The sequence below is a fragment of the Bradyrhizobium sp. LVM 105 genome (assembly GCF_003957705.1).
Lineage (GTDB): Bacteria > Pseudomonadota > Alphaproteobacteria > Rhizobiales > Xanthobacteraceae > Bradyrhizobium > Bradyrhizobium frederickii.
On the sequence record NZ_QZMV01000018.1, the window covers coordinates 108,365 to 120,078 of the forward strand.

The window sequence follows — 11,714 nt, forward strand, 5'->3', positions numbered from 1 at the left end:
GGGGCGCGCGTAGCGCGAACCCGGAATCCATTCATCCACCGGTACTGCGGCCCGATGGATTCCGGGCTCTCGCTTCGCGAGCCCCGGAATGACTGCCTCGATCAGCTTCCGCTGAACGAATTGTACCCCTGGTCTTCCCAATAGCCGCCCTTGTAGTCGTTGGTGACCTCCATCGAGACCACGTATTTCGGGTTCTTGAAGCCGAGCTTGGTCGGCACGCGGATCTTCATGGGGAAGCCGTAGGCGCGCGGCAATATCTCGTTCGCATATTTGAACGTCATCTGGGTCTGCGGATGCAGCGCGCTGCGCATGTCCAGGGGCGAATTGTAGCCGTCCTTGTCAGCGCACTGGAACCAGACATATTTCGCGCGCGTGTCGGCGCCGATCAGCTTGAGGAAATCGCGCAAGGGCGCACCGGTCCAGCTGCCGATCGCGCTCCAGCCCTCGACGCAGATGTGACGCGTGATCTGCGTGACCTGCGGCAGCTTGTGGAGCTCGTCCAGCGTCCACGACTTCTTGTTGTCGACGAGGCCGCGCACCTCGAGCTTCCAGTCTGCGGCCGAGATATCGGGCGCGTCGTCGAGATCGTAATAGGCGTTAAACGGAAACGGCTTCGTGATCGCGCTCTCGGGGAAGGTCGGCGCAAGTGCGTCGGGATTGAAGATGAAGGCCTGCACCGCGTCGTTGAACTTCGAGACCTTGGCGAGCATGGTTTCGGCCGAGGACGAGTCGATGACGTCGCAGCCGGTGAGCAGCGTCAGCGCCCCGAGACTGGCACCGCCTGCGATGAAGCGGCGGCGGGTGACATCAGGCATCGTCTTGAGGGAGTCCTTGATCAGGAGCCGCTTGTCGACGCCGGGGATCAGAAATGAGCGCTTTGCCATAGTCTCCTCCTCAGCGGCCGATGATCATGGCGCGCAGGCTCTTCGGCACGAGCAGCGCGAGCAGGACATGGATGACGAGGAATGCGCAGATCGCGGCCATGCAGAAGAAGTGGACATAGCGCGCGGCCGGATAATCGCCGAACAGCATCACGAGGTAATAGAGCTGCACCGGTTTCCATATCGCAAGCCCGGACAACACGATCAGCACGCCGACCACGATGATGCCGGCATAGAGCAGGCGCTGCACGTAATTGTAGACGGTGAGATCGTCATGGCCGAGCTTGAAGGTCAGCGCCGCCCTGACGTCGTGAAGCACGCCGGACGCCGTGATCGGCAGCAGCTTCCTGCGGAAGCGGCCAGTGACGATACCGGTGACGAGATAGGCGAGACCGTTGATCATCAGCAGCCACATCGCCGCAAAGTGCCAGAGCAGGCCGCCGCCGAGCCAGCCGCCGAGCGTATACTCGCGCGGGAAGGTGAAGCCGAACAGCGGCGAGGCGTTGTAGATCTGCCAGCCCGACAGGATCATCAGGATCATGGCAAGCGCGTTGATCCAATGCATGACCCGCACCCAGGCCGGCTGGATCACTTTGGCCGGATTAGCCCTGACCTGCGCGTCGGTGACTGTGAGGCTCGCCATGATGGTTCCGTCCTGGTCGTTCCGTCCTGGGACCGTGTGTCGGGGATTATACGCCCGGTCGCCGGTTTTCGTTACGCCCTGCTGGCCATCGAATCGATGCCGCGAGGCTATTGTGGTCACAAAAAAGCGAGCCGGGCATCCCCGGCTCGCCGTCTCGAAGCATCCTGTTTGGGGATGAAACAGGATCGCGTGGTGTTACGTCGCCGGCATCAGCACGGTGTCGACCACATGGATGACGCCGTTCGACTGGTTGACGTTGGAGATCGTCACCATCGAGGTGCCGCCCTTGGCATCGACGATCCAGACCTTGCCGTCCATCTTCTTGACCGTCAGCTCCTCGCCCTCGGCGGTCTTCAGCTTCTTGCCGTCGGTGAGGTCGGAGGCCCCGAGCTTGCCGGGCACGACATGATAGGTGAGGATCTTGGTCAGCGTCGCCTTGTTCTCGGGCTTGACCAGATTGTCGACGGTGCCGGCCGGCAGCTTGCCGAAGGCGGCGTTGGTCGGCGCGAACACCGTGAACGGGCCCTTGCTTTCCAGCGTCGGCACCAGGCCGGCGGCCTTCACCGCCGCCACCAGCGTGGTGTGATCCTTCGAATTGACCGCGTTCTGGACGATGTTCTTCGAGGGGAACATCGCGGCGCCGCCGACCATGACGGTCTTCTCCTCGGCGCTCACGGGCGCGACGACGGTCGCGGTGATGGCCAGGGCGCTGAAGGCGGCGGCAGCGAGATAGGCAAAGCGCTTCGACATGGAGATCTCCCGATTGAATTGGTGCCAGCGATGGCCGGCGTTCGAGTTTGGCAGCAACGGCGCTGCGACAGTTTGACGTGAAGCAGGAACGCGCCGTTGATGGTCAGAACTACGGGAGGGTCTGCGATGGGGTTTCGGGAAATAACTTATCGTGATGCGTGAAACTATAGGGGTGGATGTTCGTGTAGCCGCTCCACCGTCATTGCGAGGAGCGAAGCGACGAAGCAATCCAGATTGTCTCCGCGGACACATTCCTGGATTGCTTCGCTACGCTCGCAATGACGAACTCGCGGCTACGGCCGTGGCTAGTCCCTGCTCGGCCGTAGGGTGGGCAAAGCGACTTGTCCGCCATAGCTCGAAGAGCGACGGCGGAAGCGTGCCCACCAAGCGCAAATGGAGAGAGATGGTGGGCACGGCACTTCGCGCCTTTGCCCACCCTACGGCAGCGCCGCGTCTCAATCCCTGTTGTTCGGCGTCTGGATGAAGCCGCGATTATGCGTCGGACTGATCAGCACTTCGTTGATGCAAACGCGCGCCGGCATGCTGGCGATGAATGCGATGGTGCGGCCGAGGTCTTCCGGTTGCAGCATCTTCGCCTGCTCCTCCTTGCTCGGCACCACCGGGCGCAGCTCCAGGATCGGCGTCGCGACCTCGCCCGGCATCAGGCAGCAGGCGCGCAGGCCGTTGACGCATTCGTCCATGTTGAAGGAATGGGTCAGCGCCAGCACCGCATGCTTGGTGGTGGTGTAGGCCGGGCCCGGCATCTTCGAGACGTGGCGGCCGGCCCAGGACGAGACGTTGATGATCGCGCCGTCCTGCTGCTTGCGCATCGTCGGCAGCACCGCGCGCATGCAATAGAGCACGCCGTTGAGGTTGACCTGGACCAGCTTGTCCCAGCCCTCCAGCTCCATGTCCTTCCAGCTGCGCTTGGGAATGTTGATGCCGGCATTGTTGACGAGCAGGTCGATCCGGCCGTGCCTGGCGACGATCTGGTCGGCGGCCTTCTGGGCTTCGGCGGCGTTGGAGACGTCGAGTGCAATGGCCTCGGCGGCTCCGCTCGCCTTGATGATCTTCGCCACCACATTATCCAGGGCGGACTGGCGGCGACCCGAAACCACCACCACCCAGCCGTCGGCAGCCAGCGCCTCGGCGCCGGCCTCTCCGATTCCGCTGCCACCGCCCGTGACCCAGGCTACGCGTTTCCCGTTCTTGGTCATGCAAACTGTCTCCGTTGCTTCATCGGGGCGGTTTTTGCTAATCCAGCCCTCGGTTTTGACCGGCCTTGTCCAACAAGCCTTGTCGTACAAGTCCCTGCGGTCGAGGAAATCTTGCATGAACCCAGCAGCTAACGCCAACCTGTTTTCCCGCCTGTTCGACGGCCTCGACGACCCCAAGCGCCTCGCGATCGAGACGCATGACTGCGGGCGCATCAGCTATGGCGATCTGATCGCGCGGGCCGGGCAGATGGCCAATGTGCTGGTCGCGCGCGGCGTGAAGCCCGGTGACCGCGTCGCGGTTCAGGTCGAAAAATCCGTCGCCAACATCGTGCTGTATCTCGGCACGGTGCGGGCCGGCGCGGTCTATCTGCCGCTCAACACCGCCTATACGCTGAACGAGCTGGATTACTTCATCGGCGACGCCGAGCCGTCGCTTGTGGTGTGCGATCCCGCCAAGGCCGAAGGCCTCGCCCCGATCGCGGCCAAGGTGAACGCCAGGGTCGAGACGCTCGGCCCCGACGGCAAGGGCTCGCTGACCGAGGCCGCCGACAAGGCCAGCAGCAAGTTCACCACGGTGCCGCGGGCAAACGACGATCTCGCCGCGATCCTCTACACCTCGGGCACCACCGGCCGCTCCAAGGGCGCGATGCTCAGCCACGACAATCTCGCCTCGAACTCGCTCTCGCTGGTCGGCTACTGGCGCTTCACCGACAAGGACGTCTTGATCCACGCGCTGCCGATCTATCACACCCATGGGCTGTTCGTGGCGACCAACGTGACGCTGTTCGCGCGGGCGTCGATGATCTTCCTGCCGAAGCTCGATCCTGATCTCATCATCAAGCTGATGGCGCGCGCCACCGTGCTGATGGGCGTGCCGACCTTCTACACGCGGCTGCTGCAAAATCCGGCGCTGTCGCACGAGACGACCAAGCATATGCGGCTGTTCATCTCGGGCTCGGCGCCGCTGCTGGCCGAGACCCATCGCGAATGGTCGGCGCGCACCGGGCACGCGGTGCTCGAGCGCTACGGCATGACCGAGACCAACATGAACACGTCGAACCCCTATGACGGCGAGCGGGTGCCCGGCGCGGTCGGCTTTCCGTTGCCGGGCATCTCCGTGCGCGTGACCGAGCCCGAAACGGGGAAAGAATTGCCGCGCGACGAGATCGGCATGATCGAGGTGAAGGGCCCGAACGTCTTCAAGGGCTATTGGCGCATGCCGGAGAAGACCAGGGCCGAATTTCGCCCCGACGGCTTCTTCATCACCGGCGATCTCGGCAAGATCGACGCCAAGGGCTACGTCCACATTCTCGGCCGCGGCAAGGATCTCGTCATCTCCGGCGGCTTCAACGTCTACCCGAAGGAAATCGAGAGCGAGATCGACGCCATGCCGGGCGTGGTCGAGTCCGCCGTGATCGGCGTGCCGCATGCCGATTTCGGCGAAGGCGTCACCGCGGTCCTGGTGCGCCAGCCCGGCGCGAGCATCGACGAAGCCGCGGTCCTGAAGGGCCTGGATGGTCGCCTCGCCAAGTTCAAGATGCCCAAGCGCGTCTTCGTCGTCGACGAGTTGCCGCGCAACACCATGGGCAAGGTGCAGAAGAATATTTTGCGCGAGACGTACAAGGATATTTACGCGAAGAAGTGAGGGGGACTCGCTCTCTCGGCGTCATTGCGAGGAGCTCTTGCGACGAAGCAATCCAATCTTTCGCGGAGACAGCCTGGATTGCTTCGCTGCGCTCGCAATGACGGGGGTTGTGGCGGCTACTGTCCGCCCAACAAGCTCAGCACAAACCGGCTGCCGACGATGAACAGTTAGCAGCCGAACGCCACTTCCAGCCGGCGCTTCGACATCGGGCGCGCCGCCCTCACGCCCAGCGGCGCGGTGACGAGGCCCATCGGCATCACCAGCACGGCGCCGATCAGCGAGACGTAACCGAGCGGGTGGAATGCGGCGTGCGCATATCCAAACCCCGGTCGCGCGGGGACACCGGAATGGCGTGCGCCGGCGTGGGTTGGCGCCACGGCTGGGCGACCAGCCAGTTTTCGCGGCAGGGCCCGTTTAGATGCGTTCCAACAGTAATTTCAACGGACCTCGCTCCGCGCACAATAAGTGAAGATATATTCATTACTTTGTTGGCGGACGAACGTGCTGGTATACCAAGGCCCTGATTGGCCTTGCATCATCAACGCTCTAGAGCTGAACGACCGTTCGATTTATGGCGATTTGGTGATTGCGCGGGCCAAATCGACTCCGTAAATAGAGCCGACCTTTCCGATCCCCGCGCGCCCCCTGTTGGGCCGCAATACAACATCAAAGCCCATGACCGCACGGATCGAACGACCGCTCTCACCACACATGCAAGTCTACCGCTGGACGCTGACGATGGCGCTGTCCATCGTCCATCGCGCCACCGGCATCGCCCTTTACGTCGGCACGCTGCTGCTGGTCTGGTGGCTGGTTGCGGCGGCCTCCGGCCCGGCCGCCTATGCCCACGTCCAGGCCTTCGCCGGCAGCATCATCGGCCGGCTGATCGTGTTCGGCTACACCTGGGCGCTGATGCACCACATGCTCAGCGGCATCCGGCATTTCGTCTGGGACCTCGGCTACGGTTTCAAGGCCAACGAGCGGGAGGCGCTGACCTGGGGCGCGCTGATCGGCGGCATCGCGCTGACCGTGTTGGTCTGGATCATCGCCTATGCGATCGGAGGCGGACGATGAGTTTCGACGAATCCCACGGCTCTCCGAAGCGTTCCTCGATGCGGACCCCGCTCGGGCGCGTCCGCAATCTCGGCGCAGCGCATTCGGGCACGTCTGATTTCTGGCGCCAGCGCATCACCGGCGTCGCCATGACGCTGCTGATGATCCCGGTGCTGGTGATCATCATGATGCTGCTCGGCCGCAACCAGGTCGGCGCGGCGCAGATCCTCAGCTCGATTCCCGTCGCGGTGATCCTGCTGCTGTTCATCTTCGCCAGCGCCTGGCACATGAAGATCGGCATGCAGGTGGTGATCGAGGACTACGTCCATAACGAGAAGCTGAAGCTCGTCTCGATCATGTTCAACAACTTCTTCTCGGTCGCCGTGGCGCTCGCCTCGACTTATGCGATCCTGAAGCTGTCCTCCGGAGTGTAACCCATGGCCACCACAACGAATGGCTCGGGCAACGGCGCTCCCGCCACCAACGGCAAAGCCTATCCGATCGAAGACCACACCTACGACGTCGTCGTGGTCGGCGCCGGCGGCGCGGGCCTGCGCGCCGTCGTCGGCTGCAGCGAGGCTGGCCTGCGCACGGCCTGCATCACCAAGGTGTTCCCGACCCGCTCGCACACCGTCGCGGCGCAGGGCGGCATCTCCGCCTCGCTCGGCAACATGCACAAGGACGACTGGCGCTGGCACATGTACGACACCGTGAAGGGGTCGGACTGGCTGGGGGACCAGGACGCGATCGAATACATGGTGCGCAACGCGCCCGCGGCGGTCTACGAGCTCGAGCATTGGGGCGTGCCGTTCTCGCGCACCGAAGACGGCAAGATCTATCAGCGCCCGTTCGGCGGCATGACCATGGACTTCGGCAAGGGTCAGGCGCAGCGCACCTGCGCCGCCGCCGACCGTACCGGCCACGCCATGCTGCACACGATGTACGGCCAGTCGCTGCGCCACGCGGCCGAGTTCTTCATCGAGTTCTTCGCCATCGACCTGATCATGGACGACCAGGGCGCCTGCCGCGGCGTGATCGCGCTCAAGCTCGACGACGGCACGCTGCATCGCTTCCGCGCCCAGACCACGATCCTGGCGACCGGCGGCTATGGCCGCGTCTACGCCTCCTGCACCTCGGCCCATACCTGCACCGGCGACGGTGGCGGCATGGTGCTGCGTGCCGGCCTGCCGCTCCAGGACATGGAGTTCGTCCAGTTCCACCCGACCGGCATCTACGGCGCGGGCTGCCTCGTCACCGAGGGCGCGCGCGGCGAAGGCGGCTACCTCGTCAATTCCGAGGGCGAGCGCTTCATGGAGCGCTATGCGCCGTCGGCCAAGGACCTCGCCTCGCGCGACGTCGTCTCGCGCGCGATGACCATCGAGATCCGCGAGGGGCGCGGCGTCGGCAAGAAGAAGGACCACATCTTCCTGCATCTCGACCATCTCGATCCCGCGGTGCTGGCCGAGCGGCTGCCCGGCATCTCCGAGTCCGCAAAAATCTTCGCCAATGTCGACGTGACGCGCGAGCCGATCCCGATCGTGCCGACCACGCACTACAACATGGGCGGCATTCCCACCAACTACCACGGCGAAGTGCTGACCAAGAGGGACGGCGACGACAATGCCGTGGTTCCCGGCCTGATGGCGTTGGGCGAAGCTGCCTGCGTCTCCGTGCATGGCGCCAACCGGCTCGGCTCCAACTCGCTGATCGACCTCGTCGTGTTCGGCCGCGCCGCGGCGCTACGCTGCGCCGAGAAGCTGACGCCCAACGCCGAGCAACCGGAACTGCCGGCGAACTCGGCGGAAAAGGCGCTCAGCCGCCTCGATCATTACCGCTACGCCTCCGGCGGCACCCCGACCGCAAAGCTGCGTGAAGGCATGCAGCACGTGATGCAGAACAATTGCGCGGTGTTCCGCACCGGCGAGGTGCTGAGCGAAGGCCAGAACCTGATCGCGAAGGTCCACAGCGGCATCACCGACATCGCCGTGTCCGACCGCTCGCTGGTGTGGAATTCCGACCTCGTCGAGACGCTGGAGTTCGACAACCTGATCGTGCAGGCGGTGGTGACGATGAACTCGGCCGCCAACCGCACCGAGAGCCGCGGCGCGCATGCCCGCGAGGACTTCTCCGAACGCGACGACAAGAACTGGATGAAGCACACCCTGGCCTGGCTCGACGATGCCGGCAAGGTCAAGATCGACTACCGCCCGGTCCACGACTACACCATGACCAACGACGTGCAGTACATCCCGCCGAAGGCGCGCGTGTACTGAGCGAACATTAGCCGTCATTCCGGGATGGTCCGAAGGACCAGACCCGGAATCTCGAGATTCCGGGCTCGATGCTGCGCACCGCCCCGGAATGACGAAAGGTTAGAGCAATGGTTGAATTCGCACTTCCGAAGAACTCCAAGATTTCCGGCGGCAAGACCTGGCCGAAGCCCCCGGGCGCGACCGAGCTGCGCGAATTCCGGGTCTATCGCTGGAATCCGGACGACGGCAAGAATCCGAGCGTCGACACCTATTACGTCGACACCAACGATTGCGGCCCGATGGTGCTGGACGGCCTGATCTGGATCAAGAACCACATCGACCCGTCGCTGACCTTCCGCCGCTCCTGCCGCGAAGGCGTCTGCGGCTCCTGCGCCATGAACATCGACGGCCAGAACACGCTGGCCTGCACCCGCTCGATGCACGACGTGAAGGACGGCGCGGTGAAGATCAATCCGCTGCCGCATCAGCCGGTGGTGAAGGACCTCGTCCCCGACCTCACCAATTTCTACGCGCAATACGCCTCGGTCGAGCCGTGGCTGAAGACGACCTCGCCGACGCCGCAGAAGGAATGGCGCCAGAGCCACGAGGACCGCGAGAAGCTCGACGGCCTCTACGAATGCATCCTCTGCGCCTGCTGCTCGACCTCGTGCCCGAGCTATTGGTGGAACAGCGAACGCTATCTCGGCCCCGCCGCGCTGCTCCAGGCCAACCGCTGGGTGTCCGATTCGCGCGATGAAGCGACCGGCGAGCGGCTCGACAATCTCGAGGATCCGTTCCGGCTCTATCGCTGCCACACCATCATGAACTGCGCCAAGGCCTGCCCGAAGGGACTCAACCCCGCCGAAGCCATCGCCGAGCTCAAGCTCAAGATGGTCGAGCGCCAGGTCTGAAGACGACGTTCATGCTTCGCGTGCCGGCCGGACCGGCCGGGACGTTCCGAGATCGCGGTCAATTCGAGTAGAATTTTCTCCGGCCCGCGGGGCGTGCAAATTTTTCTGATCACAACCTGCGGTTCCCGCACAAGCTGCTTCCTTCCTCGCGCGAGATTCAGTTAAGCTGCCGTCAGGGACGGAGCGACTGTGCAGAGGGCGCAACGCAACTCGCTGAGGCTGTTGCAGTGGATGATGGCGGCATCCCTGGCGCTGCCGGTTGCGCTGTTCGCGATCGCGGCCACGATCTCCTACACCTCGACCAGGGACATCGCCGACCGGGAGATCGAGCGCACGCTCGACGTCGCGCATGAGCACGCGCTCAAGGTGTTCGAGACCATCGATCGCAGCCTGGCCGAGCTCAACGAGGTGGTCCGCGGCCTGTCCGACGATACCATCCGCGCGCGCGAGCCGGCGCTGCACCGCCGCCTGAAGCGGCTGACCGATTCGCTGCCACAGCTGAAATCGGCCTGGATCTTCGACGCGGACGGAAAGGCGCTGGTCAACAGCCTCGTCTCGCCGCCGCCGGAGCTGAGCTTTGCGGACCGCGACTATTTCTACGCCCATGTCGACCAAGCCATCGGCACATTCATTGGCACCGCCTTGACGCCGCGTCCGCCCTACCAGGGCGCGCGCTTCTTCGGAATGAGCCGCCGCCGCGATTCCGACGACGGCCGCTTCATCGGGGTGATCCAGGCCTCGGTCCTCCCCGAATATTTCGAGAGCTTCTACGCCCGCATCGGATCGGATCCCGGCAGCTTCTTCGCGATGGGCCGCACCGATGGCGCGATGCTCACGCATTTTCCGCGGCTCGACCGCGACATCAGGCTCGATCCGACCGGACCGGTCGGCCGCCAGATCGCGGCGCGCCCCGAGCACGGCCTCATCACCATCGCCTGGCCGTCGGACGGGATCGAGCGCCGGATCGGCTACCGACGCGTCGCGGAATATCCGATCTATGTCAGCGCCGGGCTCGAGACCTCGGCGATCCGCGCGCGCTGGCTGGCCACGATAGGCCAGCATCTGGTGTTCGGCCTTCCCGCCACCGCGCTGCTGTTTCTGCTGCTGGCGCTGGCGTTGCGGCGTACCCAGCAGATTCAGGCCGAAGCCGCCAAGCGGCGCGAGGCCGAGGAGGCGCTCAAGCATAGCCAGCGCCTGGAGGCGCTCGGACAGCTCACCGGCGGCGTCGCGCACGATTTCAACAATCTGCTGACGGTGATCCGCGCTTCCGTCGACCTGTTGAACCGGCCGCAACTGACGGAGGAGCGGCGCCAGCGCTACATCACGGCCATTGCGGACGCCGTGGGCCGCGCGGCCAAGCTGACCTCGCAGCTGCTCGCCTTTGCGCGGCGTCAGACCCTGAAGCCGGAGGTGTTCGACGTCGGCGAACGGATGCAGTCGCTGCGCGACATGCTTGCGCCCCTGCTCGGACCGGCCATCGAGATCGCCATGCGCCTGCCCGCCGAGCCCTGCCTCGTCCGTGCCGATGCCGGCCAGTTCGAGACGGCGCTGATCAACATGGCAACCAATGCGCGCGACGCCATGCAGGGCAAGGGCAGGATCACCTTCAAGGTCGAGCCCGCGACCACAGTTCCGGATACGCTGGCGGGCGCGGGCGGCCAGAATTTGGGCAGCCAGAGCTCGGCCAACCATGGCTTCGTCAGCGTCACCGTCAGCGACACCGGCATCGGTATTCCCGCCGCCCGATTGGGACGCATCTTCGAGCCGTTCTTCACCACCAAGCAGGTCGGCCACGGCACCGGCCTCGGCCTGTCCCAGGTGTTCGGCTTCGCCCGGCAATCCGGCGGCGAGGTGACGGTCACGAGCGAGGTGGGGCGCGGCAGCACCTTCTCGCTCTATCTGCCGCGCGTGCCGCCGGAGCTGCTGCCGCAGCGGCAGGCGCCCAATACCGCGCCGGCCGTGGCCGGCAGCGGCATGTCGGTGCTGGTGGTCGAGGACAATATCGAGCTTGCCAATTTCGCCGCAGATGGCCTCACCGAGCTCGGCTACAGCATCACGCTGGTCGACAATGCGACCGACGCCCTCGCGGAGCTCGTCCTGGACGCCGACCGCTTCGACGTCGTGTTCTCCGACGTGGTGATGCCGGGGATGACGGGGCTCGATCTGGCGCAGGCCATCTGCGACCGCGGCATCGACGTGCCGGTCGTGCTGACCACGGGCTACAGCCAGGCCCTGTCACAAGAGGGCGTGACCGGCTTCGATCTGGTGCAAAAACCCTATTCGATCGAGGAATTGTCGCGCATTCTGCATCGCGCAGCCCGGATCCGGCGCGTCAGGGACGGTGCCGCCGAATAGACCGCTC

General features: G+C 64.6%; 10 protein-coding genes and 1 pseudogene. 6 read left to right on the plus strand and 5 right to left on the minus strand.

What is annotated here, in order from left to right; translation table 11 throughout:
• Positions 1-101 precede the first annotated feature (101 nt).
• The 4 genes from D6B98_RS33795 to D6B98_RS33810 form a co-directional block, all read right to left on the minus strand.
• Positions 102-884 (minus strand): molybdopterin-binding protein, encoded by a 783-nt coding sequence (locus D6B98_RS33795; protein ID WP_126261339.1) that lies wholly within the window; start codon positions 882-884, stop codon positions 102-104.
• Between the two features lie 10 nt (positions 885-894).
• Positions 895-1,524, minus strand: a complete 630-nt coding sequence (locus D6B98_RS33800; RefSeq protein WP_126261340.1) for a cytochrome b/b6 domain-containing protein — start codon at positions 1,522-1,524, stop codon at positions 895-897.
• Positions 1,525-1,719: 195 nt separating this feature from the next.
• Complete coding sequence (locus D6B98_RS33805) at positions 1,720-2,274, minus strand: fasciclin domain-containing protein (RefSeq protein ID WP_126261341.1); 555 nt, start codon at positions 2,272-2,274, stop codon at positions 1,720-1,722.
• 455 nt (positions 2,275-2,729) lie between these two features.
• Positions 2,730-3,491: an SDR family oxidoreductase gene (locus D6B98_RS33810; protein ID WP_126261342.1), complete on the minus strand. Its 762-nt coding sequence runs from the start codon at positions 3,489-3,491 to the stop codon at positions 2,730-2,732.
• Between the two features lie 115 nt (positions 3,492-3,606).
• Between D6B98_RS33810 and D6B98_RS33815 the strand changes: the two genes are divergently transcribed.
• Positions 3,607-5,136: a malonate--CoA ligase gene (locus D6B98_RS33815; RefSeq protein ID WP_126261343.1), complete on the plus strand. Its 1,530-nt coding sequence runs from the start codon at positions 3,607-3,609 to the stop codon at positions 5,134-5,136.
• A 167-nt stretch (positions 5,137-5,303) separates the two neighbouring features.
• On the opposite strand, the pseudogene D6B98_RS33820 reads toward D6B98_RS33815, so the two are convergent.
• A pseudogene (locus D6B98_RS33820) lies at positions 5,304-5,432 on the minus strand (sulfite exporter TauE/SafE family protein); the annotation flags it as partial.
• A gap of 379 nt (positions 5,433-5,811) precedes the next feature.
• On the opposite strand from D6B98_RS33820, the gene sdhC reads away from it, so the two are divergent.
• The 5 genes from sdhC (at position 5,812) to D6B98_RS33845 (ending at position 11,707) form a co-directional block, all read left to right on the plus strand.
• Positions 5,812-6,210, plus strand: a complete 399-nt coding sequence (gene sdhC / locus D6B98_RS33825) for a succinate dehydrogenase, cytochrome b556 subunit (protein WP_028133330.1) — start codon at positions 5,812-5,814, stop codon at positions 6,208-6,210.
• Positions 6,207-6,623 carry a succinate dehydrogenase, hydrophobic membrane anchor protein gene (sdhD, locus tag D6B98_RS33830; RefSeq protein WP_126261344.1) on the plus strand — a complete coding sequence of 139 codons (417 nt, stop codon included), beginning with the start codon at positions 6,207-6,209 and terminating at the stop codon, positions 6,621-6,623. The genes sdhC and sdhD overlap by 4 nt, the downstream gene beginning before the upstream one ends.
• A 3-nt stretch (positions 6,624-6,626) precedes the next feature.
• Positions 6,627-8,462 (plus strand): succinate dehydrogenase flavoprotein subunit, encoded by a 1,836-nt coding sequence (gene sdhA / locus D6B98_RS33835; protein WP_126261345.1) that lies wholly within the window; start codon positions 6,627-6,629, stop codon positions 8,460-8,462.
• A 107-nt stretch (positions 8,463-8,569) separates the two neighbouring features.
• Complete coding sequence (locus D6B98_RS33840) at positions 8,570-9,352, plus strand: succinate dehydrogenase iron-sulfur subunit (RefSeq protein ID WP_126261346.1); 783 nt, start codon at positions 8,570-8,572, stop codon at positions 9,350-9,352.
• A gap of 189 nt (positions 9,353-9,541) precedes the next feature.
• Entirely contained in the window at positions 9,542-11,707 is a 2,166-nt protein-coding gene (locus tag D6B98_RS33845) for a hybrid sensor histidine kinase/response regulator family protein (protein WP_126261347.1), read from the plus strand.
• Positions 11,708-11,714 lie beyond the last annotated feature (7 nt).

What these genes read in the sequence shown, in the direction of transcription:
- D6B98_RS33795 (WP_126261339.1), bottom strand. Translation starts at nt 884, where the DNA reads ATGGCAAAGCGCTCATTTCTGATCCCCGGCGTCGACAAGCGGCTCCTG.
- D6B98_RS33800 (WP_126261340.1), bottom strand. Translation starts at nt 1,524, where the DNA reads ATGGCGAGCCTCACAGTCACCGACGCGCAGGTCAGGGCTAATCCGGCC.
- D6B98_RS33805 (WP_126261341.1), bottom strand. Translation starts at nt 2,274, where the DNA reads ATGTCGAAGCGCTTTGCCTATCTCGCTGCCGCCGCCTTCAGCGCCCTG.
- D6B98_RS33810 (WP_126261342.1), bottom strand. Translation starts at nt 3,491, where the DNA reads ATGACCAAGAACGGGAAACGCGTAGCCTGGGTCACGGGCGGTGGCAGC.
- D6B98_RS33815 (WP_126261343.1), top strand. Translation starts at nt 3,607, where the DNA reads ATGAACCCAGCAGCTAACGCCAACCTGTTTTCCCGCCTGTTCGACGGC.
- sdhC (WP_028133330.1), top strand. Translation starts at nt 5,812, where the DNA reads ATGACCGCACGGATCGAACGACCGCTCTCACCACACATGCAAGTCTAC.
- sdhD (WP_126261344.1), top strand. Translation starts at nt 6,207, where the DNA reads ATGAGTTTCGACGAATCCCACGGCTCTCCGAAGCGTTCCTCGATGCGG.
- sdhA (WP_126261345.1), top strand. Translation starts at nt 6,627, where the DNA reads ATGGCCACCACAACGAATGGCTCGGGCAACGGCGCTCCCGCCACCAAC.
- D6B98_RS33840 (WP_126261346.1), top strand. Translation starts at nt 8,570, where the DNA reads ATGGTTGAATTCGCACTTCCGAAGAACTCCAAGATTTCCGGCGGCAAG.